Here is a 23,613-nt window from a genome sequence, read left to right as displayed (position 1 = left end):
GATGACGATCGAAAACGTCCAGGAAACCGCCGAAACGGCCGTCACCGACTATATCCTTGCCCAGGAAAGCAAGGACCAGTTGCGCTTTCTGACCTGCGGCTCGGTCGATGACGGCAAGTCAACGCTGATCGGCCGTCTGCTCTACGACACCAAGCTGATCTTCGAGGACCAGCTTGCGGCACTCGAACGCGATTCGAAAAAGCACGGCACGGTCGGCGAGGAAATCGACCTGGCCCTTCTGGTCGACGGCCTGGAAGCCGAGCGGGAGCAGGGCATCACCATCGACGTTGCCTACCGTTTCTTCGCCACGGAAAAACGCAAGTTCATTGTCGCCGATACGCCGGGCCACGAACAATATACGCGCAACATGGCGACAGGCGCCTCGACGGCAGATCTCGCGGTTCTGCTGGTTGATGCCCGCAACGGCCTGATGGTCCAGACCCGCCGGCATGCCTTCATCGCTTCCCTGCTTGGCATCAGGCACGTTGTGCTGGCGATCAACAAGATCGATCTTGTCGGTTATTCGCAGGAGCGGTTCGAGGAGATCCGGCAGGAATTCGCGACCTTTGCCAACGGTTTCGACTTCGAAAGCCTGCAGGCGATCCCGATGTCCGCACGTTACGGCGACAATGTCACCGGCCGCAGCGACAAGATGGACTGGTATTCCGGGCCGACCCTGCTGGAGCATCTGGAAACGATCGAGGTCGGCGAGCATGTGCTCGAGGCCCCGTTCCGCTTCCCGGTCCAGTGGGTCAACCGGCCGAACCTCGATTTCCGCGGCTATTCCGGCACCGTCGCCAGTGGCAGCGTGACCGTCGGCGAAGAGCTTGTTGTTGCCGGGCCCGCGAAGACCTCCAGGGTGAAGTCCATTATCGGTACCGACGGCGAGACCTCTGCGGCGCGCGCCGGGGAAGCCGTGACCATCACGCTGGAAGACGAGATCGACATCTCCCGCGGTGACCTCCTGTCGTCAACGGCGCATCGCCCTGAAGTCGCCGACCAGTTCGCGGCTCATGTTATCTGGATGTCCGACGAGCCGCTGCTGCCGGGCCGGCCCTATCTCCTGAAAATCGGCACGCGCACCGTCACCGCGACGGTTTCGGAGATCAAGCACAAGATCAACGTCAACACGTTCGAGCATGTCGCCGGCAAGACGCTGGAACTCAACGAGATTGCCTTCTGCAATTTCGCACTGTCCTCCTCGGTGCCATTCGATCCCTATGAAGCCAACCACACGACCGGGTCCTTTATCCTGATCGACCGGATGTCGAATGCCACCGTCGGGGCCGGCATGATCTGGTTCGCGCTGCGGCGCGCCAGCAACATCCACTGGCAGGCGCTCGATGTCGACAAGGCGGCGCGCTCGGAAAAACTCGGCCAGAAACCGGCGGTTCTGTGGTTTACCGGCCTGTCCGGTTCCGGCAAGTCGACGATCGCCTCGATCGTGGAAAAGAAACTCCATATCGACGGGCGGCACACCTACACGCTCGACGGCGACAATGTCCGCCACGGTCTCAACAAGGACCTCGGGTTCACCGATGCCGACCGGGTGGAAAACATCCGGCGTGTCGGCGAAGTCGCCAAGTTGTTCGCCGATGCCGGCCTGATCACGCTTGTGTCCTTCATCTCGCCGTTCCGTTCCGAGCGCCGGCTGGCGCGGGATCTCCTGGGCGAGGGCGAGTTCATCGAGGTCTTTGTCGACACGCCGATCGAGGAATGCCGCAAGCGTGACCCGAAAGGCCTCTATGCCAAGGCGGACCGGGGAGAAATCAAGAACTTCACCGGCATCGACAGCCCCTATGAAGCGCCGGAAAATCCGGAAATTCATATCAGGAATGTCGACCGTCAGCCGGAAGAGGTGGCCGAGGAGATCGTGAACTACCTGCGTGAGAAGGGTTACCTGAGCAGCTTCGGTGAACACGGCGAGGGGATCTGAGCCACCCTTGGTCGGCGAACGCTACAAGCGGTTGCGCCTGCCGAGGGTTTCTTCCCACCGGTAGGCGTCGCCCACGATCCGGTCGATATCGTCCAGCTCGGGCTGCCAGTTGAGTTCAGCCCGGGCAAGACGGCTGTCGGCGACGACTTCCGGGCAGTCGCCCGGCCTGCGCGGGCCCATCTCGACCTTGAAGTCCGATCCCGAGGCTGCCTTGACGGCCTTGATCACCTCCAGAACAGAAAATCCGCGGCCATATCCGCAATTGGCAATCAGGTTGCCGCCGCCCGAACGCATGCGTTCGACCGCGAGCCGGTGGGCCACGGCAAGGTCGGTGACATGGATATAGTCTCGGATCGCCGTGCCGTCGGGCGTGTCGTAGTCCCGGCCGAAGACCGTCAAGGACGGCCGCTGGCCGGTCGCGGCCTCGCAGGCCACCTTGATGAGATTGGTTGCATCCCGTGTCGCCTGGCCGGCACGGCCGTGCGGATCGGCGCCGGCAACGTTGAAATACCGCAGCGCCGTGACGGTGAGCTCATGGGCCTTGGCCACGTCCAGGAGCATCTGTTCCGTCATCAGCTTGGAGGTGCCGTAGGGCGCCTGGGGCCGGAGCGGGGCGCTCTCGCGCACCGGCACGCTGTCCGGCAAGCCGTAAACCGCGGCGGTCGAGGAAAACACGAAGTGCTTCACCCCGCACGTGACCGCGGCTTCCATCAGCCCGAGCGAATTGACCGTGTTGTTCCGATAGTATTTGAGCGGATTCTCGATCGATTCCGGCAGGACGATCGAACCGGCAAAATGCACGATCGTCTCGATGCCGTGCCGTCGCAGAAGCGTTTCCATTGCCGCGCGGTCCGCGATGTCCTGCCAGTAAAACGGCACCCCTTCAGGCACGAGCCAGTCGAAACCGGTGCTCAGATTGTCGACCACCACCGGTGGCTCACCCGCATCGAGAAAGGCCAGGACAGCGTGGCTGCCGATATAGCCGGCGCCGCCGGTGATCAGAACGGTCATGGAAACGGCCACCTTCCCTGTCAGATTTTCCAGTGATACCCGATTCCGCGGTACTCAGCCAAATGTGATGCGGCGTTCGCGGGACTTTCCGATTGCCCGTTTCCCCGAAGCCTTTTAAGACCACGCTATTGACCTGACCTGATCAGCTCCGTTGTTCTTTGAAAGGCGTTGCACCCATTATGAAAACCGTTCTGGTGACCGGCTCCGCGGGATTTATCGGCTACTACTTGTGCACACGATTGCTGCAGGACGGGTTTCGGGTCATCGGCCTTGACGCCATGACCGACTATTACGATGTCCGGCTCAAGGAGCGGCGCCAGCAGATGCTCCTGCAGCACGAGCATTTCAAGGCGGTGAACGACCGGGTTGAAGCACCGGAACTGCTGATGTCCCTGTTCCGCTCGGAGACACCGGACTTCGTCATTCACCTGGCCGCCCAGGCGGGCGTACGCTACTCGATCGAGAACCCGCGCTCCTACCTGGAAAGCAACATTGTGGGGACCTTCGAGCTGCTGGAAGCCGCCAGGGCCTTTCCGCCCGAGCACATGCTGCTGGCCTCGACCTCCTCGGCCTACGGCGCCAACACGCAGATGCCGTATACGGAGACGGACAAGGCCGATCACCAGATGTCGTTCTACGCAGCCACCAAGAAAGCGACGGAATCGATGGCGCATTCCTATGCCCATCTTTTCGGCCTGCCGGTGACCATGTTCCGCTTCTTCACCGTCTACGGTCCCTGGGGGCGTCCGGACATGGCCCTTTTCAAGTTCACCAAGGCCATTCTCGAAGGCCGTCCGATCGACGTCTACAATTACGGCGACATGAAACGCGACTTCACGTACGTGGAGGACCTGGTCAACGGCATCCGCCTGCTGATGGACGCGGTCCCGGTGCGCCCGGAAGAGGCCGTGCCCGAGGGCGACAGCCTGTCCCCGGTGGCGCCCTGGCGCGTCGTCAATATCGGCAATTCCACCTCGGTTCAGCTCACCGAATTCATCGAGGCCATCGAGGCCGCCACCGGCAGGAAGGCCGAACGCAACCTGATGCCGATGCAGGCCGGTGACGTGCCGGCGACCTGGGCGAATGCCGATCTGCTGCAGCGCCTGACCGGATACCGGCCGGGAACCACGGTTCAGGAAGGCGTTGCCAAATTCGTGGCGTGGTACCGGGAGTATTACCAGGTCTGACCTGCACAGGCCGGGTCAGGCGCCTGCCTGCGGCGGCTGGCAGACATCCACCCATTGCGCGCCGGTGATTTCGGCAAGGCGGTCCGGCGCAATCCGGACCGCGGCGTTGGTTGCACCCGCGGCCGGAATGACGACATCGAAATCCTTCAGCGAGATGTCGCAATAGACCGGCAGCGGCTGTGCCAGTCCGAACGGACAGACACCGCCGACGGGATGGCCGGTCAGGCTTTCAACCTCTTCCAGCCCGAGCATCTTCACCTTGCCGCCAAATGCCGCTTTCGCCTTCTTGTTGTCCATCCGGGCGTCGCCGCGTGCAACCACGAGGAAGATCCTGTCCTTGAGCTGGAAGGACAGGGTCTTGGCGATCTGCCCCGGAGCGACCCCGTGCGCCTTTGCCGCCAGGTCCACGGTGGCGCTGCTGTCATCCGTCACGATGACCTCGAGATCGGGGGCAACATCGGCTAGGTGGTCGCGGACGCTTTCAAGGCTCATGCTGAAATTCTCTCGTCAAATCGTTGCCAGGTCGAAGCGGATGCATAGCCGCCAGAAGCGCGCATTGGCAAGTCTGCCAATAATTTGTGCATATCTAAAAGTGCAATCTGCCTTATTTTAACAATGTATTCATTATAGTCTTAAATCGTTTTTAACCATTAGGAGCTTAGACGGTACATTGACGGAGTAGAAGATTCATCCTTTGAACTCCGTGGATCGTGTCTTTTAAGGAATGCCTTTATGGCCAGGGCCATGACAGCCGCAAGGGACGTTAGTCCTCCCAGGCAGGAGGAAGACGATCGGACTGACCGCGCGGTAAAACGGGGTGGGACCATGAACATGCCGCTTTTGGTGGCGAAGAATCTCCTGTTCTGGGGATCGATATCGCTCAGCCTCTACGGGCTCTACGCGGTGGTTGCCGCGCTCTGAGCGCTGCCTGCGGCTCCAAGCTCCCGAGAATGCGCAGGCCGACTGGCCCTGCAAATCCGTATCTTCCAAATTTCCCGAAAAGTTTCAAACCGCCGCGGCGGATCTGAAAGGTCAGTTGTCCGCGTCGAGCCTGTTTGACCCGAAATGGTGGTCCGGCCGGAAGGTTGCAGGCAGGGGATGGACCGGGGCGTGCCCGGTCAGGTCCGCGATCAGGGCGTCGGCTACCAGATGGGCTATGCCGAAGGAAATCTTGAAGCCGCCGGTTGCGGCGAACACCTGTTCGTAGCCGGGCAATCGGCCGATCAACGGATCGCGCTTGTGGCAGCGCGGCCGGATGCCCGCCCAATCCGACAGAACCTCCCGGCCCGCGAGTTGCGGGCAGAAGGCGGTGGCCCGTTCCAGAAGCTCTCTCGAGCGCTCCGGTGAGGAGCGGGTGTCCTGAAAGTCCCGGTCCGACGTGCTGCCGATGGCAACGGTGCCATCGTCATGGGGCACGACATAGAGGCCGTCGCAGTAGATCGCCGGCCTGTCTTCCAGGCCGTGGCCCTCCAGCAGCAGGGCCTGTCCTTTTTCACCGCGGCCGATCCGCTCGCCGGTCAGGGTCTCGATGAGCTCGAAGGCCGCAAATCCGCCGGAGACCACAAGCGTCCGGACCCCGACCGGGTCTCTGCCGCCGGCAAGCTGCACGACGCCCGATACTGTGTCGAACCCGATCACCTCCGCGTTCTCAACGAGAGCGCCGTGTCCGCGGACAAAGGCTTCGAGCGCGGACAGGTACCGGCGCGGGGAAATCCGGGCCGCCAGGGTTTCATAGACAAGTCCATGGGGAGCGGCGGCGGCGTCAAGCCAGTCGGACCGGCTGCCCTTGGGCTCGACCGTGTAGGAAAATCCGGTCCGCTCGGGATGCCAGCGCAGCTCGCTCTCCTGCGCCCGCTCCAGGTGATGCTCGAGCTTGTCCGTTGTGGTCAGGGGTAGGATGCGGCCGCAACGGGCATAGCCGCACTCCAGTCCGGTTTCGGCCTCCAGCTGCCGGATCCGGTCTTCCAGGCAGGACAGCGCCTGGAACTGGAATTCCTTCTTCGGGTTCCAGCGCGCCGGCATGTGCGGCATCAGGGCGCCGAGCACACCCCCGCTCGAACCCGCACCGACATGAGCTTTTTCGAAAACGATGACGCTCAAACCGGCCTTGATCGCGGCATGGGCAACGGACAGGCCGAATATTCCGGCGCCCGCAACGGCAACATCAAAGGGACGTGTTTCGGCTTGCGCCATGGCGGGTTTGGTTCCGGTGATTGATTGATCGGTCAGGCTCTTCTATGAGAACGCTGTGATCGGGCAACGGGCTGTGCGGGGCCGTGTCCTGAACGGCTCCTTCTATGGCAGAATTCGAGACAATGTCCACCAATGCACCGGATCTGGAATGGCTTGACGGCGATGTGCCGCGGGCGGAAGGGTTCGGAGACACCTATTTTTCGAGGGCGGGCGGACTTGCCGAAACCCGACACGTGTTTCTGGCCGGCAATCGCCTGCCGGAGCGTTTTGTGGACCGGCGGCAGTTTGTCATTGCCGAATTCGGCTTCGGCACCGGGCTCAATTTCCTGACAACGCTGGACGCCCTGCAGCGGATTGAAAATCCGCCGGAGCTGACATTTGTCTCCTTCGAGCTTTATCCGATGACAGCCGATCAGCTTGTGAGAGCGCTCGGAGCCTTTCCCGACCTTCAAGACCTGGCAGTGGAGCTTGTCGGGTCATGGGCACCGCGGCCGGGCTGGAACCGGCTCGAGGTGGCCGGCGCCACGTTGCGGCTCGGGATCGGCGACGCCAGAGAGTTGATCGGGGATCTCGCCGCGTCCGCCGGGGGCAGGAGCGCGAATGGACCGTCAATCGCACCGGTGGATGCCTGGTTTCTCGACGGGTTCAGTCCCGCCAGGAACCCGGAACTCTGGGACGCGGACCTTTTGACGGCGGCGGCAAGCCTGACGGCAGCCGACGGCACGCTCGCAACCTATACGGCGGCCGGCTGGGTACGGCGCAATCTTCAGGCCGCCGGTTTTGATATTGAAAAGGTCCCCGGGTTCGCCGGAAAGCGTGAAATGGTCATTGGCCGCAAGGCTTGAAGCAACGCTGTCCACATGCGTCAGGCCGGAGCCCGTCCCGTCTCTTCCCCCAGTGTCTCCAGGAGCCAGAGCCGGAATTTTTCCATGGAGGCGTTTTCCTCGCGCGACTTGAGCCATGTCAGCCAGTAGCTGCCGGTCTGAACGGACCTGTCGAACGGCTGGACAAGGCGGCCGGTGAGCAGGTCTTTCTCGAACATCGATATCGGCAGTAGCGCAATACCGGCCCCTTGCGCAGCGGCTTCGGCCATGGTCAGGGAACTGTCGAACATCCAGCCACGGGCCCGCGGCGGCGTCAGCGAAACGCTCTGGAACCACCTGGCCCACTCATCCACGCGGTAGGAGCGCAGCAATGGCTGGTGGAGAAGATCTTCAGGCGCCGTCAGGCCCTGTGCGATTTCAGGTGTACAGGCCGGCGCGAGTGGAGCGTCCATCAGATGAACGGCGTTTGTCCCGTGCCAGGCGCCATCCCCGAAGCGGATGAAACAGTCGAGGCCGTCGGCCATCATGTCCGCCCGGTTGTTGTTGGTCTTCAGCCGCAGGTCGATATGGGGATGCCGGCCGGAAAAGCCGTCGAGCCGGGACAGCAGCCACCCGGTTGCGAAGGTGCCGACAACGCCGATCGTCAGCACATCACGGAAATTGCCGTCCTCGAACCGGCTGAGCGCCGCACTCATGCGCTGAAACGCATCGGTCAGGACGGGCAGAAGCGCCTGGCCTTCATCGGTCAGCGCAACGCCCCGGGGCAGGCGTTCGAACAGGGTGAGGTCCAGCAGGTCTTCAAGGGCCTTGACCTGGTGGCTGATCGCCGTCTGCGAAACGCGCAGCTCCAGGCCGGCACGGGTGAAGCTGCACAGCCTGGCGGAGGCTTCAAAAGCCCTGAGCGCATTCAGTGGCAACTGGGAAACGTCCAAGCGCCTTCCTTTTCGGCCAAGTTTTTCTCATGGCTAACCTCACTAATCATCATTTGCGTAATATCTGTGGCAGAGGCAGGTTCCCCGTGTTTTCTGCTGCAGGTCCGGGGGGCAAACGGCCGCGGCAGATCGGACCCTTGCTGGAGACCTGAAGAAATGATCCGATCGACCCTTAAATTTGCCCGCACGGGCGCTGTTCTTGCTGCGATGACGGCCATGTCGGCAACCGTGATGTCCGCGTGGGCGGGGGACTTTTCAAGCACTGCCCTGGAACGTGCTGTCCTGGATGCCGAAACGCGGCTGTCCGCCCGTATCGGCGTTGCCGTGATCGACACGGAAACCGGCGACACGTGGCAGCACAGGGGAGACGAGCGCTTTCCGACCAACAGCACCTTCAAGGCCTTCCTGTGTGCAGCGCTGCTGGACGCGGGTGCAAAAGGTCTGGTGGATCCGGACCGTAAGGTGATGATCCGGGACAGCGATCTGGTGTCTTATTCGCCCGTGACGGAAAAACATGTTGGCGGCGCCCCGCTCAGCCTGCGCGATCTGTGCGAAATCACCGTCACCATCAGCGACAATGCCGCTGCCAATCTGGTGATGAAGGAAATCGGCGGGCCCGAAGCCCTGACCGCCTATCTGCGTGCCATCGGCGACGACGTGACCCGCTCGGACCGTTGGGAACCGGAATTGAACAGCGGTATTCCCGGCGACGAGCGGGACACGACCAGCCCGGATGCGGCCGCCCGGACCCTGAAGAAACTGGTCCTGGAAGAAACCCTTCCGGACGCCGGGCGCAAGCAGCTCACGGACTGGCTTGTCGGCAACAAGGTCGGCAATGCCACCTTGCGCGCGGGCCTGCCGGACGGCTGGCGCATCGCCGACAAGACCGGAGCCGGCGCCAACAACATCGCGGTGATCTGGCCCGATGGCCGCAAACCGGTGGTGATCGCCATCTACATCACCCAGACGGCGGCCTCCTTCGAGGCCCGTAACAATGCCATCGCGGGGATCGGCAGGGCGCTGGCGGCAAGTCTGGTGCCTTGACGATCCGACGTCGGACCCCTTCCGAACCGGGCCATGTGTTCGGCTTTTCAAGCAGGATTGAGAAAATGACGCCGCATTTGATTATGAAGGCTCTGATTTGCCTTGTTGCCACCCTCTGTCTATCCACGAGCAACGTCCTTGGCCAGTCGGGCTCCAAGGGACGAACGGTGCTGCTGAATGTAGACGTCCTCGACGTCAGCAACGGCATGGTTGTCCGGAACAAGGCCGTCATCGTTGAGGGGCAGGTTATTTCCGCGATCGTCGACGCCTCCGGCTTCGTGCCGGAACCGGGGGATGACATCGTTGCCGAGGGAGGCTTCGCCATGCCCGGTCTTGTCGAAAGCCATGCGCATCTCCTGAACCATCCCTGGACATCCGATGGCACGCTGGCAAGCCAGTACGATTGGCAGGCCACGCAGGAAATGCTCGCGGACCTTGTCGCATATGGCGTCACGACCGTTCGTGACGCCGGCGGGCCCACGGAGGCGGCGGTGCAGTTGCGCCGCCTCGCCGCCGACGGTTCGTTCGTCGCGCCTGAGATCAAGACCGCGGGCCGGAGCCTGATACAATCGTCCTTCACCTCGCCCTACTTTGCGCCCGTTTTCACGCCTGAAGAGGTTGCGCGCGAAATCGAGTGGCAGGCGCTCAACGGCGTGGACCATATCAAGATCTATTCCAGCTTTACGCCCGAGATGGTATCGGTCGCGGTCGAGGAGGCCGCGAAGCACGGAATGCCCGTCTTCCACCATGCCGGGAGGACATCCTGGACCGAAGCCGCCAGACGCGGCGTGGCCGGTGTCAGCCATGCCGCACCCTGGAGCAACGACTACATCGCCGAAGCGGATCTCAAGGACATGCGGCGCTTCAGCCTGATGCAGCGGGTCGACTGGCTGGATCGTATCGACATCGGTTCCGATGCCGTCAGGGAAATGATCGCCGAAATGGCGGACCGCAAGGTGGTCAACGACGTCACTCTGATCGCCATGCACACGAAGTTCTTCGGTGACGATCTGCGTTGGATTGAGCACCCGGATCTTGCGGAGGCGCCGGCCGCCTTCGTGACAGGCTGGAAAGCGTTTTCCTTCACTGCCAACTGGACGCCGGACATGTATGGCGAGGCCAGGGCCGTCTGGCCGAAACTGCAGGCCTGGGTGCGTGCGCTGCACGAAGGCGGCGTCCTTCAGACAGTCGGGACGGATACGCCCACGCCGTGGATTATTCCGGGTGTCAGCATGCACGACGAAATGGCGCTTCTCGCCGAAGCCGGACTGCCGCCCGTGGACATCTTGCGCATGGCGACCTTGAACGGCGCAATCGGCCTCGGGATCGACGACAGGACGGGAACGCTGGAGCCGGGCAAGGAGGCGGATATCTTGTTGCTCGGATCCGACCCGACCGTCCAGATCGGGGCTACCCGGGACATCCGCCTTGTCATGATGAACGGCAGGATCATGGTGCCCCGGGAACCGCTTCCGGCAGTCACGGCGCGGTGACCTTCACACCGTTCGGGGGTCCGGCCGATCCTCGCGTTAACCGGTTTGCCTGCACGGGCTGGCCGCTCGCGCATTGCGTGTTACCCTCGCAGTCCCCGAAGCCTCCGCCAGGAGGCGGCGGCTTCAGCCCCGGCCTCCAGCCGGGTAAATGGGAGGACACGATGGCGATTACCCTGCAGGTGCTGTATCCGATCACACCCGACACGACCTTTGATCACGACTACTACAAATCCACCCACATGCCGCTGGTCAGCGAGCACATGGGACCGTTCCTGCTGATGGTGCAGGCCTCCAGGGGATTGGCGGGTGGCCCGGACGCGCCGCCCGACTATTACGCGATCGCCACGATGGTCTTCGAAAGCCAGGAGAAACTGTCCCTCGCCCTGGAAGCCGCCGGACCGGTGCTGGCCGACATCCCGAACTACACAAACACCAGGCCGCAGATGCTGGTCGGCGAAGTCATCAGCTGAACTTCCATATCCGGTCCTGAAAAAAGGAAACGCTCCCGAGGGGGCATCGCGGGAGCATTTCCATGCGGGGACCGGTTTGGCAGGAACCGGCCCCGATTTCGGCGTCAGGTCACTTCGGCAGGAGCACGTCGTTGACCACGTGAATGACGCCGTTCGACTGGTTGACGTCCGAGATCGTCACCTTCGCGGCGCCGCCGGCCTCATCGAATATGTAAAGGCTGGAGCCCTTGACGACGGCGGTCAGGGCATCGCCGGAGACCGTCTGCATGTTGTAGCGGCCGCCCCGGGACTTGGCCCAGGCCATCAGGTCCGCACCCGAAATGTCGCCGGACACAACATGGGCGGTCAGCACCTTGGTGAGCTGATCCTTGTTTTCCGGCTTCAGCAGGGCGTCGACGGTGCCGTCGGGCAGTTTGGCGAAGGCGTCGTTGGTCGGCGCGAACACCGTGAACGGGCCCGGGGTCTGCAGCGTGTCGACAAGCCCGGCCGCCTTCACCGCCGCGACCAGGGTGGTGTGGTCCTTCGAATTGACGGCATTCTCGACAATGGTCCTGGTCTCGTACATCGGTGCGCCGCCGACTTGCGGATTGGCAAGGGCGGGGCCGGCGGCAAGGCTGGCGGCAACAAGGGCAGTCAGGGCAAGTGTTTTGGTCATCTCGTAAACATCCTCCGGTTGGACTTCCCGGCGCGGCTTTTTCAGCCGATGAGGTTTCCCGCGCCATGAAGCGGGTACACCGCAGCAACGGATCCGGATGCAGGCAGGGAATTATTTTTTTGCGCGTCTTGGCGCAAGACTCGCCAAAAACGCCTCCGCGGGGCAGGCAGAGGCGCTTTCAGGACAGGCTACGGGAGGTTGGGTCCCGGTATTCCGAAGGATTGCCGGAGGTTGCCGCGGCAATGTTCGGTGAATGTCATGCGATACGCTGACCGCACTCGACACCCGTCTGACCCCGTTTGGGCGCGAGGCCTATACCAACCGCAATTAATAGGAACCGATCTGATGTCGTTGTTCCGGTTTGCCGGCAAGGCGCGTTGCGCAGGACGGCCTGGTTGGCCGTTCAAGCGGCGCAACGCCGTCCGGCGGGCCGGAACAGGCCACCGAAGGCCGCGTTTGGAGGCTGTTCTGCCGCGTCGCAGATTTTGGACGATACCCCGTATCGCCCTGCAATCTGCTCCTTGCCGAACAGTCTCCAAACGCGGTCAGATGGGTTCCTATTAAGTGCGGTTGGTATTACCTGATAAACGCGCCAGAAACGGTTTGGATCCATCCGGCAGGCGTGGATTGCGGCAAGACTGGACGGCTCAACCCATTTCCGGCACCGGCGAGACGGCCTTGCCGGTGTCGAACCAGCTCTTTAGGTTGTCGACCACCAGCTGGCCCATGGCATTGCGGGTGGCCTGCGAAGCCGAGCCGACATGGGGCAGGACGGTGACCCGGGGCAGCGCGAGCAGCTTTTCCGGAACCTTCGGCTCCTGTTCGAACACGTCCAGACCGGCGCCAAAGATCGTGCCGTTTTCCAGCGCGGCAATCAGCGCGGCCTCGTCAATGACCGTGCCCCGTCCGATGTTGATGACGATGCCGTTCGGCCCGAGCGCCTCGAGAACCTCCGCGTTGACCGCATGCTGTGTTTCGGCGCCGCCCGGGGCGACCACCATCAGCGTGTCGCAGGCGGCGGCGAGGTCCTTCAGCGTGGCGTGATAGGGATAGGCTACGCCATCCTGCTTGCGGCGGCCGTGATAGTGGATCTCCATGCCGAAGGCCTCGGCGCGCTTCGCGATGGCCTTGCCGATCCGCCCGAGCCCGAAAATGCCGAGCGTGCGGCCCTGCAGCGTTGCCTGTGTCAGCGGGTAGGGGCCCTTGGCTTCCCAGTTGCCCTGGCGCAGCCATTGTTCCGCCTGGCCGAATTCGCGCACCGTCATCAGCATCAGCCCGAGAGCCGTGTCGGCAACTTCCTCCGTCAGCACGTCCGGCGTGTGCGTGACCGTCACCTTCGCCGCGAGGCAATCATCGGTGTTGATGTGGTCGTAACCGACCCCGAAACTGGCGACGATCTCCGCATTGGGGATCTTCGAGAGAAACGCCTTGTCGACCGGCCCGAACGCCATGGCAACACCACGGATCTTCTCACCGACCTCCGCCAGCAGTGTCTCGGGATCGTCCGCCTCGTAGAGCCGGTGCACGGTGAAATTGGCATCGAGCTGCTCCTGAACAATCGGCAGCATCGGGCGGGGCATCAGGATGTCGATGGTCATGGGAAGGTCCGGTGGGAAATCGTGAACGAAGAATTCGGGAGACCTTACGGGGAAGGCGAGGGGGAGAAAAGGTAGAATTGCTCTCGAGCGGTACTCACTGGCCAACATGCTTGGATATGACCGGTCCTTGCGTGCCCGATGATCGGTTCATCTGGAGTGCGGTCCATGCTGGCGACGCACCTTATTCGGCCGACATTGCAGTCATGTCTGCGCGGGGGCATGGGACACCGACAACCGGGGTTATCGCAATGCGGCAGTGTGTACCAATCGTCGGTCAGTATGCTCGGCAAGGATGGATCGAAGGAAGCCTTGATGCCGTGGTCCTGTGGTCAAGGACCATTCGGCTTTTCAATTCGAGACGGGCATTCGAATAGGGCCTTGCTCAATCTGCGCGCCATTCTTCGCAAGGAAGCTTTCAAGCTGGGTATCGGCAACGACCAAGGGTTCGCTTTGCGCTGTGGCTCCATGCCGATCGAAAATGTCACTCAAAGTCGGGTCCACGACAAACCGCTGGGAGACGATGACGGCGTCATAGCTCTGTTCCTTGAGCAGGATCTCGAGGCCGGAAAGACTGGTGGTCAGGTCCACAACCCAGCCTTTGTCGGTGGCAAGGGCCATGCTTTCAGATACATTGTCCTGACCGATCGCCAGGAATACGAGCCTCTTGTCGAGATCAGCGTGCTCCGGAGGCATTGCCGTCGGCAGATCGATGAAAAACTCGGTGCCCACCTTCTTGTTTCTGCGGAACCCGATTGTTCCATCCATGAGTTCGATGAGAGCTTTGGTGATGCTCAGACCGAGCCCCGTTCCGGTTACCTTCCGCGTACTCCCCTTCTCAGCCTGCTCGAATTTCTGGAAGACCTTGTCAGCAAAATCGTCCGGAATGCCTGGGCCCTGGTCTTTGACGCTAATTCTGATGGTGTTGTCGGATCCCGGCATGGTGCACAGTTCGACTGCGGACTGGGCCGGTGAAAATTTTATCGCGTTCGAAATCAGGTTCAAAATGGCCTGCTTGAAGCGATCTTCGTCAATTTTGACTTCGCAATTCGGTGTTCTGTCGATGAGGGAAAGCGATATTTCCTTGTCCGGCATGTAAATCGAACTCAAGAGAACAGCGTCTTCGAGAGATTTCCGGATTTTTGTTTTCTTGGTGTCGGCGGTGTATTTTCCAGACTCGATCTTCTCGATCTCAAGAATGTCATTTACGAGAATAAGCAGGCGTTCGCAGTTTAGCTTCGATATTTTCAGCAGGTTTTGGGCTTTTTCCGGAAGCGAGCCTCCGGCACCTCCGGCCAGAAGTCCGATGGCGCCACGAATGGACGTCAGGGGTGTCCGCAGTTCATGGTTCACAGTCGACAGGAATTCGCTCTTGGCAGCGTTCGCCTGTTGAGCGACTTCCGTGAGCCGGATCAATTCCGCCTGGAGACGGCGTTGCTGGGTGACAACGGCGGCTGTGCACAATCCGAACAGAACGCAGGACACAAGGAAGATCTGCAACGTTATGACTTTGACACTCAAATCGGCCTGCATGAGAGCGAAGGGGCCGGTTCCGTGGATCGTGAAGCCGATTGACAGGGCGGCGATGGACAAGGTTGCAAGTGCGGTCGCCGATACGCCCGTGGTGAAGGCAGTGAGCGCGAGAGGCAACATCACGACAAAGAGAAACGGGTAGGAAGACTGCACGAACACGGCGCTTGTGATCCCGACGCAGAGCAAAAGGCTTCCAAGCGACTGCAGCGATAGCAGGCTATCCCGTTCGGCCTTCTTCTGGTCGAGAGGAATTCCAACCAGAAGAAAAGGGGCCACGATCAGCATCCCGAGCGCATCCGCCCCGTACCAGTTGATAAACACGGGCCAGAATTCCGTTCCGACCGTTTGTTGAAGATAGAGCGATGCAATGGAGCCCACAGTCGCTGTTGCCAGGCCTCCGGTCACCAGCGCGAAGATCAACAGATCGATGGGTCTGCTCAGATCGATCCTCGGGCAAAGGCGCTTCAAAACCAGAACGCAAATCGAGACCTCGAGCGTGTTCAGAGCAGACAGGACAAGAGCATTGGACAGTGTGTCGCCGACGAAAAGGTTTGCCGCCAGGTTCCCGGCATAGGCCGCGATCATCAACTGAATAATCCGCGACGGTGGTGCAGTCAGAACGATGGCCAAAAGAGCCGCATTCGGGAGCCAGATCCAGGCGACACGTCCCGTTTCTCTCGTGAGAATGATTCCAGCAACGGCGAGCGCAAAAAAGACGACGGTCACCAAGGCCAGTTGAGCCGAAGGCCGAACGCGACCGAATTGAGAGGCGATGTTGAACGTTTTTTTAGCGGGTGCACTCAACTTCCATTCGGATGGTATCATTTTCCGCGTCCAAAACGAGAGGTTCGGTGGTTCAGCGCAGCGGGCACTGGTGCGAGCACAAATCAAATCAACAGCGGATTTAGAATTTGTAAAATTCAGAGTTCCGCTGCGTAAAATGGAGTCTTGGTTCGCGGAGCGACTTGTTTCTCCATGCGGGTCAACATGTTTCTGACAGTGTTCGCGTGTCTAGACGCATGGTCAGAATTGTTACGCATTAGATCCTTGTTGCAAAGGGGAGGAAATGAGAACTCAATCGCCTCCTGTGTCGCTCTTGCCCTTCAGCTTTGCGCTTTCCTTTTTCAGCGGTCGGGAGACCGGACAGACTTCTTGGACATAGCTGTTCAGGGTGTTGGTCAAGCTTTCCTTGATGATGGAATAGTGAACAAACTGGCCACGCTTTTCCTTGCGCACGAGTCCGGCGCCTTCCAGCACGCCAAGATGCTGTGAGATTGATGGCTTGGACATGTCGAAACGCTCGGCAATCTCTCCGGCCGTCAACGAGCTGTGTGAAAGATAAGCGAGGATCTTTCGCCGTGGTGCGGAGGCAAGCGCTTCAAAGATTTTCTGTATGCCGCCGGTCTCCGCAGCGGTGACTACGCCGGTTCGATCTGTCATGGGCCAAGAATCCTTGAAAAGTGCCTGATTTTATCAATTAGGTTGTTGCCTAACTAACTAATGAATGGTAATTAGCTTATCGCCTAAATAATAGACGTCCCTTCCGAAGGCAAGTGCCCGCCTGTCACGGCGGCTTATTCGTCAAGTCACTGATTGCGCTTCCGGGTGTTATTGCCGGGAGACAGGATCGTTCGCCTGGATGACCGGGAAGGCAGGAAAAATATGTCCTTTGTCACCGAAGCAAAAGCGCAGCCCGTATCAACCGAACGGGTCTTCTCCGAAAACGGCGCCAATCCTGTGGAAGGAGAAGTGGTCTTCAAACCGGTGAAGGCAGCCTGGATCGCCGGGATGACAGCGGTTGCGCTCGTCGCCGGACCCTTGAGCGTCACGCCCGGGTCGATCGCTGTTTTCATCGTGCTGACCGCGATCACCATTTGCGGCGGTCATTCCGTCGGTATGCATCGCCTGCTGATACACCGGTCCTTCAGAACCATTCCGGTAATCGAAAAAGTTCTGGTGTATCTTGGCGTGTTGGTTGGCATGGCTGGCCCATTCGGGATGATCCGCCTGCACGACTTTCGAGACTGGGGACAACGCCAGTCCGACTGCCACGATTTTTTCTCCCACCGTTCCGGTTTCTGGAAGGATGCCTATTGGCAGCTCAGCTGTGGAATCAACCTGAAAAATGAGCCGGTCTTTGTGATCGAGGACGAGGTGGTGCGGGACGGGTTCTACCGAATGATTGAGAAAACCTGGATGGCCCAGCAGCTCGTTGTTGCCGTGCCGCTTTTTCTTATGGGTGGTCTTCCTTTCGTCGTTTGGGGCGTCTGCTGCCGGGTGTCCGTGTCGCTGATTGGACACTGGCTGGTTGGCTATTATGCCCATCAGCCGAGGGATCATCTGCTGTATATAAAAGGCGCTTGTGTTCAGGGATACAATCTGCCGCGGCTCGGTCTTGTAACTTTCGGCGAGGCATTTCATGAGAATCATCATGCCTTCCCAAAGTCGGCAAACCTCGGCTTTCTGCCTGGGCAGACTGATCCGGGTTGGTGGCTTGTTGCTGGACTGGGACGACTGGGGCTGGTCTGGGAGGTCGAGACGCCGGAGACTTTGAAAACCCGTCCGGGATTATCGGTGAACGGAGAAACTTCTTTGCCTGACGGCGCGCAAGGATGGTTACGGACATTGGCAAGCAAGTAGCGGGTCAGGCAAACACTAGTATGTTCGTCCCCCATTGCCCCCGCCGTCCATTTCCCCTAAAAGACCCCGCAGAATCCTTAAAGATCCCGTCAGCTTTCAGTGGAGAAGCGGAGCCCCATGGCGCGCCAGTTCATCTATCACATGCATGGCCTCTCCAAGGCCTATAACGACAAGAAAGTCCTCGACAACATCAACCTCAGTTTCTACCCGGACGCCAAGATCGGCATCCTGGGTCCGAACGGGGCCGGTAAGTCGACGCTTCTGAAGATCATGGCCGGCCTCGACAAGGAGTATACCGGCGAGGCCTGGGCCGCCGAGGGCGCCAAGGTCGGCTACCTGCCGCAGGAGCCGCAGCTCGACAGCTCCAAGACCGTGATGGAAAACGTCATGGAAGGCGTTGCCCACAAGCAGGCCAAGCTCGACCGCTACAACGAGCTGATGATGAACTACTCGGACGAGACCGCCGAGGAAGGCGCCCAGCTCCAGGACGAGATCGACGCACAGGACCTGTGGAACCTGGAAAGCCAGGTGGAAATGGCGATGGAGGCCCTGCGCTGCCCGCCCTCCGACGCCGCCGTCGACAACCTGTCCGGCGGTGAGCGCCGCCGCGTTGCGCTCTGCAAGCTGTTGCTCTCCGAGCCGGACCTCTTGCTGCTCGACGAACCGACCAACCACCTGGACGCCGAAACCGTCCACTGGCTGGAGCGGCACCTGCGCGAGTTCAAGGGCTCCGTCCTGATCATCACCCACGACCGCTACTTCCTGGACAACGTCACCGGCTGGATCCTGGAGCTCGACCGCGGTCAGGGCATCCCCTACGAGGGCAACTACTCGGTCTATCTGGAGAAGAAGACCAAGCGCATGGAGCAGGAAGGCCGCGAGAACATGGCCCGCTCCAAGGCGATTGCCCGCGAGCGCGAGTGGATGGGCATGAGCCCGAAAGGCCGCCAGACCAAGTCCAAGGCCCGTATCCGCGCCTACCAGGACCTGGTTTCCGCTCAGGAAGAGCGGCAGCCGACCATCGAGCAGATCCTCATCCCGGTGGGAGAGCGTCTCGGCGCCAACGTCATCGATCTCGAAGGCGTTTCCAAGGGCTTCGAGGATCGCCTGCTGATCGACAATCTGTCCTTCAAGCTGCCACGCGGCGGCATTGTCGGTGTCATCGGCCCGAACGGCGCCGGTAAATCCACCCTCTTCAAGATGCTCACCGGCCAGGAAAAGCCGGACAGCGGCACCATCACCATCGGTGACAGCGTGCATCTTGGCTATGTCGACCAGTCCCGCGACGCGCTTGATCCGAACAAGACGGTCTGGGAAGAGATTTCCGGCGGCGCCGAGGTGATCTATCTCGACGACAAGGAAATCAACTCGCGCGCCTATTGCTCGTCCTTCAACTTCAAGGGCCCGGCCCAGCAGGCCAAGGTCGGCGACCTGTCCGGCGGTCAGCGCAACCGCGTGCACCTCGCCAAGGTCCTGAAAAAGGGCGCCAACGTACTGCTGCTCGATGAGCCGACCAACGACCTCGACACCGAGACGCTCGCGGCCCTGGAAGATGCGCTGGAAAACTACGCCGGCTGCGCCGTGGTGATCTCGCACGATCGTATGTTCCTCGACCGCCTGGCCACGCACATGCTCGCCTTCGAGGGCGACAGCCACGTGGAATGGTTCGAAGGCAACTTCGAGGACTATGAAAAGGACAAGGTCCGCCGCCTAGGTGCCCACGCAGCCGACCCGCGCCGGATCAAGTACAAGCCGCTGACCCGCTGATCAGTCGGTGCAAAAAGACATGCGAAAGGCGGTCCCCCGGGGCCGCCTTTTTCTGTTCTCAGGATGACGCTTTGGAAGTCGATGGTCTTGGGCTTCGGTCCCGGATCGCGCTGCGCCTCTCCGGGATGAAGATGGGGAGGGACGAGAGTGGTTTTTTCCTATTGCTCCCGCGCCTTTTCCCGGAGCCACAGATAGAGCGGCAGTCCGAGCGACAGGCCGACGAACCAGATCGCGGGGATGGTCAACCACCAGCCGGAGACGCGGTGGTCCCGCGCATCGTGCCAGGACCAGATCCAGAAGACGGCACAGGAGATCAGCAGATCCGCCGTGAAACCAGCGCTCGGACCGCTGGCGAACAGCAGCGAGACGAACAGCGGGATGTTGGTGCCGTTTGCGGCAATGAAGCCGGCGAAGAAGGTCCAGGGGACAAGTGTGCCGGCCAGCGCGGCAACGAGATAGGCGGTTCTCATGGTTTCCTGCTTCCTTGAATGTTCAGCGGGAAGGATGCGCCGCGCATTCGGCCCGCCTCAATTCCCTTGAAGGGAATGGGGCACCGCCGGGCCGCGGTTCTGGCCTCGGCAGCGTTTTCGTGCTCTGGTCGGTTCTGTCGGAAATTCGAAAAATCAGACCTTTAGCCGCAGCTACTCAAGTTCAACCGATGCTTCAATACGCCTCGAGAATCGGAAAAAGACTGACCGCCTACGATCCCGGCGCGCTGCGCTTCGTACGCGGTGTGCATCTGATGCTGACCGTTCTGGCGGGCGCCACGCTGGGCAATCTCATTGCCGACCTGTTTCCCGGTGTCTCCGGGTTCAAGCTGGCGGTCCTGGTGGCTGCCAGCGGGGCCCATTGCCTGATCTTCACGCCGGTCGCGACCCGCAAGCAGGAAATCCGGTCGATCGTGTCCCTGGGGGCAATCCTGACGACACTCTTCGGCTTCGGTGCGCTGGCCGGAACATTGGCGGGACAGTCGGCGCCGTCCGTTTTGCAGGGGCTTTGGGTGGCCGTCATCGCGCTGGGATTTTCCCTCGACGGCCTTGGCGGCATCTGGCAACGCGCCGGGCGCATGATGTCGATCAGCTGGCTGTTCGTGATCATGGGCAGCCTGCCGGAATCTCCAGGGCTCTGGCTGCCGGCCATGGCCGTTGCCGGGTCCATGACGGCATTCGTCGTCCGGATTGTCCTGTGGCGGCCCTCGACGGAAGCAACCTACCGGAGGATCGAATCCGCCAACCGCAAGGCGATGGCGGCCTATCTGGAGCGCACGGACCAGGGAGGAATCTCCGACAGGCAAACCGCGTCGGAGGCGATGAAGGAGCTGTCCGGCCTGCGCGGGGAACTGAGCACCTGCGCGCAGCTGCTCGGCCCGCATGCGTCGCTGAAGGGGCTTTCACCGGAAGCGGCCACCATGATCGAACTGGCGCTGGATGTCGTGCGCGACGCCGCCACCAACCTTTCGGCAGTCGGCAGGACCCGGCTTCTGGAGAACCCGGCTTATCGCGGCTCGCTTCGCGCGCTGCAATCAAGGCTCGAGGCCGGCGGGAGCTTGCAGCAGCCGGAGCCCGAAACCGCCTGGGCAGAGCCTGACACGGAGCTCGCGGCCGGGGACCGGTTCCAGATTCTGAGAATTGCCCAGGCCTTCCGGCGATTGTGGCTTCTTGCAGGGGAGGCGGATCTGGAACCGCTGCCGCAAGTGGGGGCATCCGCCGGTGAACAGAAACCCTGGTGGCGGCAGCTCGCCTGGCGGCTGGCTCTCCAGGCCGGGGTCGCGGCCGCGGTCGGAACCGGTATCGGTGTCGCCCTGGACCTGAGCCACGCCTATTGGGTGACACTGACTGTGATTATCGTCTTGACCAACAGTCTCGGAACGACGCTGCACAAGACGGTGCAGCGCAGCGTCGGAACGGCTGTCGGCGTTCTTGTTGCCATGGCGGTGGATCCGCTGCTGAGCGCTTTCCCGGACATACGCGTGATGCTCGTTGTCGCCGCGATCCCGCCCGTGATCGTCTTCATGGACCGGAACTACGCGATCGCTTCCGGCGTCATCAGCTTTCTCGTGGTGATGGGCCTGCAGACCCTGGAAGACCTGCCGCTGGTTCAACTCTGGGCCCGCCTCTATGACACGCTCATCGGCGCCGGTGTCGGTCTTGGCGTTGCCTGGCTGCTGCTTCCGAAGCGTTCCGGCGAGAGCATCCGTTCGCTGATGAACGGGTATCTGACCGCCTGCGCCGATGTTCTGGACGGTCAGGACGGCAAGAGCGACGACCTGCATGAGTTTGCCCGTTTGCGCGCGGCAGCCGTACAACTGGTCGCGACCGCAGATGCCTACCGCGCCGAGCAGGCACCCTGGTCGTCTTTTTCCGGCGCCGGCAACAAGCTGGACATTCTGGTCATCGTGCTGGCGAATTACGTCGTCCTCTACCGCCAGGCGCGGACGGCTGTCCGGGCGGAAGCGGCAACGAACCCGGACGCGGTGGCCGGGGTCGAGGTGCTTGTCGATCGCCTGGACAAACGGGTGCGCGGCGCTCTCGAAGCCGTGCGCCAGGGACGGCCGCAGCAGAAATCTCCGGGGTTGGCGGAAGACTGGATGGAGGTGGTTTCCAGGTTCTCCTGCGCAAACGCGCAGCTCATGACCGACTGGGTGGCGATGCTCTACCACGCCCGCAAGTTCATCTGCTGTCTCGATGGGCTGAGGGAAGACAGGCTCTGGTCGGAGGCGTTCGAGCCGCAGGGGGCAACAGTGTCCTGACCCTAGATTCTCTCCAGGTGCTTCAGAATGTCTTCTGAACTGTCGGTGATCGCGGTCGAGATGTTTTTCAGTTCTTCCGTCAGCGCGCCGAATTCCTTGCCGTAGGGGCCCGCGCGGTCGGCGGATATCTTGGCGTTGAGGGCAATCATCCGGGAAAATTTCGAGGCCTTCTGGATTTCCTGCAAGGCGACCATGACACGTTGCGCTTCTTCCTCGCGCTGGTGCCGCCGCCGCCGCATTTCCTCGGCAAAGTCCTCCTCGAGCGCCACGACGATTGCCTGCAGCGTCTGCAGGAGGTCCTCCAGTATGAAACCGGAAAAACCTTCAAAGGCCGCCCGGTCGGGAATGCTGTTGCCGGCAAGCGCCTGCATGTAATGCTGCGCTTCGCTCAGGAAGCGTTCGATTGTTTCCCGGCCACCGTGTCCGTTGCCATCTTCAAGAACGGTCCGGATCCGCGCCGAGGCAAGCCGAGGCAGCCCCGCGTCCTCGTCGCCATGCAACAGGAGGTCGTATCCCTGCCGGAAATCCTGCAGCGCCTTTTCAAGCATTTTCCATAAGTTTTCGGGGATAGCGTGGCCGTTCTCCACCTGCCCGGAAAGTGTCAGGAACAGGAATCCGATCCTCTGGGACAGCATACGCTGCCGTCCTGCAATGTTGATCAGTCTGCCATAGATGTCTTCGCTGACGGTCATTTGTGGAACTTTGAGAAAACTTGCACGAATCATTTCCTTCAACTTGAAGGATGCGGTGGCTTCGGCTTGGGCAAAAGCGGAAAACTTGAGCATGCTGCCCAAATTTTGGCGATCATGAAACCAAAGTCGAAAGCCTGGACGCGGCCGGTCCGGACCGATTTACGGTTGTGATGACACCCATAAGAGAGATTTGATGGTTTCGATTGCCACCTGTGCCTAGAAAAGGGTGAGGACAAGGACAGGAGTTTCTGCAATGGACCAGCTCGCGCTTTTACCGGACGAACTCCGGGTTACGCGGAAGTTCAAGATATCCGGCAGGGTGGAAGGCGTCTTTCAGACCGCGGCCCCCGACGACTTTCAGACCACTGCGACCGGGACGCTCGAGCTTGGCTTTGAGGGGATCGCCGGTGACCGGCACGCGGGGTTCACGCGGCGGTCCGGAGGCCGGGAACCGTGGTACCCGCGCGGAACGGAAATGTGCAACGAACGGCAGCTGTCGCTCCTGTCGGTCGAGGAACTTGGCCTCGTCGCCAAACGCATGGATATTCCCGAGCTGAAGCCGGAATGGATCGGCGGCAACATCAGTGTCGCCGGCATTCCGAGGTTCTCCCTGCTGCCGGCGCGTACCAGGCTGGTCTTCGAGGGGGGCGCGGTTATCCGGGTGGACGGTGACAACATGCCCTGCCGCTTCGCGGGGGCCGCGATTGCGGAACACAATCCGGGACGCGAGGGACTGGATCTCCTGTTTCCGCAAAAGGCCAGACGCCTGCGGGGGCTGGTCGGCTACGTCGAAAAGCCGGGGACGGTTGCCCCCGGCGAGACCGTCACGGCCCATATTCCGGAACAGTGGATTTACGAAAACGTCTGAGTGGCTACTCTGGCGGCATTGCCC

Annotated in this window: 20 protein-coding genes; 10 read left to right on the top strand and 10 right to left on the bottom strand. The window is 61.2% G+C overall.

Going from position 1 to position 23,613, the window contains the following annotated elements; translation table 11 throughout:
• Nucleotide 1 precedes the first annotated feature (1 nt).
• A complete protein-coding gene (gene cysN, locus O6760_RS28960) occupies nucleotides 2–1,936 on the top strand; it encodes a sulfate adenylyltransferase subunit CysN (protein WP_269583124.1) in 1,935 nt (644 codons plus the stop codon).
• A gap of 21 nt (nucleotides 1,937–1,957) precedes the next feature.
• On the opposite strand, the gene galE is transcribed toward cysN, so the two are convergent.
• Nucleotides 1,958–2,947 carry a UDP-glucose 4-epimerase GalE gene (gene galE, locus O6760_RS28955; protein WP_269583123.1) on the bottom strand — a complete coding sequence of 330 codons (990 nt, stop codon included), beginning with the start codon at nucleotides 2,945–2,947 and terminating at the stop codon, nucleotides 1,958–1,960.
• Nucleotides 2,948–3,126: 179 nt separating this feature from the next.
• Between galE and O6760_RS28950 the strand changes: the two genes are divergently transcribed.
• On the top strand, nucleotides 3,127–4,134 hold the full coding sequence (locus tag O6760_RS28950; protein ID WP_269583122.1) for an NAD-dependent epimerase/dehydratase family protein: 1,008 nt from the start codon (nucleotides 3,127–3,129) through the stop codon (nucleotides 4,132–4,134).
• A 15-nt stretch (nucleotides 4,135–4,149) separates the two neighbouring features.
• Here O6760_RS28950 and O6760_RS28945 read toward each other — a convergent pair whose 3' ends face one another.
• Together O6760_RS28945 and O6760_RS28940 are read right to left on the bottom strand one after the other, a co-directional pair.
• On the bottom strand, nucleotides 4,150–4,626 hold the full coding sequence (locus O6760_RS28945) for a YbaK/EbsC family protein (protein ID WP_269583121.1): 477 nt from the start codon (nucleotides 4,624–4,626) through the stop codon (nucleotides 4,150–4,152).
• A 540-nt stretch (nucleotides 4,627–5,166) separates the two neighbouring features.
• Entirely contained in the window at nucleotides 5,167–6,327 is a 1,161-nt protein-coding gene (locus O6760_RS28940) for an NAD(P)/FAD-dependent oxidoreductase (RefSeq protein WP_269583120.1), read from the bottom strand.
• 122 nt (nucleotides 6,328–6,449) lie between these two features.
• On the opposite strand from O6760_RS28940, the gene mnmD reads away from it, so the two are divergent.
• Entirely contained in the window at nucleotides 6,450–7,172 is a 723-nt protein-coding gene (gene mnmD / locus O6760_RS28935; RefSeq protein ID WP_269583119.1) for a tRNA (5-methylaminomethyl-2-thiouridine)(34)-methyltransferase MnmD, read from the top strand.
• Nucleotides 7,173–7,192: 20 nt separating this feature from the next.
• Here mnmD and O6760_RS28930 read toward each other — a convergent pair whose 3' ends face one another.
• On the bottom strand, nucleotides 7,193–8,083 hold the full coding sequence (locus O6760_RS28930; RefSeq protein ID WP_269583118.1) for a LysR family transcriptional regulator: 891 nt from the start codon (nucleotides 8,081–8,083) through the stop codon (nucleotides 7,193–7,195).
• A gap of 156 nt (nucleotides 8,084–8,239) precedes the next feature.
• Here O6760_RS28930 and bla point away from each other — a divergent pair, with 156 nt between their 5' ends.
• The 3 genes from bla (at nucleotide 8,240) to O6760_RS28915 (ending at nucleotide 11,090) form a co-directional block, all read left to right on the top strand.
• Nucleotides 8,240–9,127, top strand: a complete 888-nt coding sequence (gene bla, locus O6760_RS28925) for a class A beta-lactamase (protein ID WP_269583117.1) — start codon at nucleotides 8,240–8,242, stop codon at nucleotides 9,125–9,127.
• Between the two features lie 167 nt (nucleotides 9,128–9,294).
• Complete coding sequence (locus O6760_RS28920) at nucleotides 9,295–10,620, top strand: amidohydrolase family protein (RefSeq protein WP_269583116.1); 1,326 nt, start codon at nucleotides 9,295–9,297, stop codon at nucleotides 10,618–10,620.
• 161 nt (nucleotides 10,621–10,781) lie between these two features.
• Nucleotides 10,782–11,090 carry an EthD family reductase gene (locus O6760_RS28915; protein WP_269583115.1) on the top strand — a complete coding sequence of 103 codons (309 nt, stop codon included), beginning with the start codon at nucleotides 10,782–10,784 and terminating at the stop codon, nucleotides 11,088–11,090.
• Nucleotides 11,091–11,199: 109 nt separating this feature from the next.
• Here the strand turns inward: O6760_RS28915 and O6760_RS28910 are convergent, their stop codons facing one another.
• The 4 genes from O6760_RS28910 to O6760_RS28895 form a co-directional block, all read right to left on the bottom strand.
• The gene (locus O6760_RS28910; protein WP_269583114.1) at nucleotides 11,200–11,745 is read right to left on the bottom strand and encodes a fasciclin domain-containing protein; all 546 of its coding nucleotides are present in this window, start codon (nucleotides 11,743–11,745) and stop codon (nucleotides 11,200–11,202) included.
• Nucleotides 11,746–12,392: 647 nt separating this feature from the next.
• Nucleotides 12,393–13,343 (bottom strand): 2-hydroxyacid dehydrogenase, encoded by a 951-nt coding sequence (locus O6760_RS28905; RefSeq protein ID WP_269583113.1) that lies wholly within the window; start codon nucleotides 13,341–13,343, stop codon nucleotides 12,393–12,395.
• A gap of 348 nt (nucleotides 13,344–13,691) precedes the next feature.
• Nucleotides 13,692–15,698, bottom strand: a complete 2,007-nt coding sequence (locus tag O6760_RS28900) for a sensor histidine kinase (protein ID WP_269583112.1) — start codon at nucleotides 15,696–15,698, stop codon at nucleotides 13,692–13,694.
• Between the two features lie 249 nt (nucleotides 15,699–15,947).
• Entirely contained in the window at nucleotides 15,948–16,313 is a 366-nt protein-coding gene (locus tag O6760_RS28895; RefSeq protein ID WP_269583111.1) for a metalloregulator ArsR/SmtB family transcription factor, read from the bottom strand.
• Between the two features lie 222 nt (nucleotides 16,314–16,535).
• Here O6760_RS28895 and O6760_RS28890 point away from each other — a divergent pair, with 222 nt between their 5' ends.
• Both O6760_RS28890 and ettA read left to right on the top strand, forming a co-directional pair.
• Nucleotides 16,536–17,513 (top strand): fatty acid desaturase, encoded by a 978-nt coding sequence (locus tag O6760_RS28890; protein ID WP_269583110.1) that lies wholly within the window; start codon nucleotides 16,536–16,538, stop codon nucleotides 17,511–17,513.
• Between the two features lie 117 nt (nucleotides 17,514–17,630).
• Entirely contained in the window at nucleotides 17,631–19,280 is a 1,650-nt protein-coding gene (gene ettA / locus O6760_RS28885) for an energy-dependent translational throttle protein EttA (protein ID WP_269583109.1), read from the top strand.
• Nucleotides 19,281–19,438: 158 nt separating this feature from the next.
• On the opposite strand, the gene O6760_RS28880 is transcribed toward ettA, so the two are convergent.
• On the bottom strand, nucleotides 19,439–19,750 hold the full coding sequence (locus O6760_RS28880; protein ID WP_269583108.1) for a DUF2834 domain-containing protein: 312 nt from the start codon (nucleotides 19,748–19,750) through the stop codon (nucleotides 19,439–19,441).
• Between the two features lie 188 nt (nucleotides 19,751–19,938).
• On the opposite strand from O6760_RS28880, the gene O6760_RS28875 reads away from it, so the two are divergent.
• Nucleotides 19,939–22,029 carry an FUSC family protein gene (locus O6760_RS28875; RefSeq protein ID WP_269583107.1) on the top strand — a complete coding sequence of 697 codons (2,091 nt, stop codon included), beginning with the start codon at nucleotides 19,939–19,941 and terminating at the stop codon, nucleotides 22,027–22,029.
• Between the two features lie 2 nt (nucleotides 22,030–22,031).
• Here the strand turns inward: O6760_RS28875 and O6760_RS28870 are convergent, their stop codons facing one another.
• The gene (locus tag O6760_RS28870) at nucleotides 22,032–22,721 is read right to left on the bottom strand and encodes a type IV pili methyl-accepting chemotaxis transducer N-terminal domain-containing protein (RefSeq protein ID WP_269583106.1); all 690 of its coding nucleotides are present in this window, start codon (nucleotides 22,719–22,721) and stop codon (nucleotides 22,032–22,034) included.
• Between the two features lie 253 nt (nucleotides 22,722–22,974).
• On the opposite strand from O6760_RS28870, the gene O6760_RS28865 reads away from it, so the two are divergent.
• On the top strand, nucleotides 22,975–23,589 hold the full coding sequence (locus tag O6760_RS28865) for an MOSC domain-containing protein (RefSeq protein WP_269583105.1): 615 nt from the start codon (nucleotides 22,975–22,977) through the stop codon (nucleotides 23,587–23,589).
• The last annotated feature ends 24 nt before the right edge of the window (nucleotides 23,590–23,613 follow it).

It is taken from the genome of Roseibium sp. Sym1 (assembly GCF_027359675.1).
Lineage (GTDB): Bacteria > Pseudomonadota > Alphaproteobacteria > Rhizobiales > Stappiaceae > Roseibium.
The sequence above is the reverse complement of the archived record's forward strand: the minus strand, read 5'-3'. Positions and strand labels throughout refer to the sequence as shown.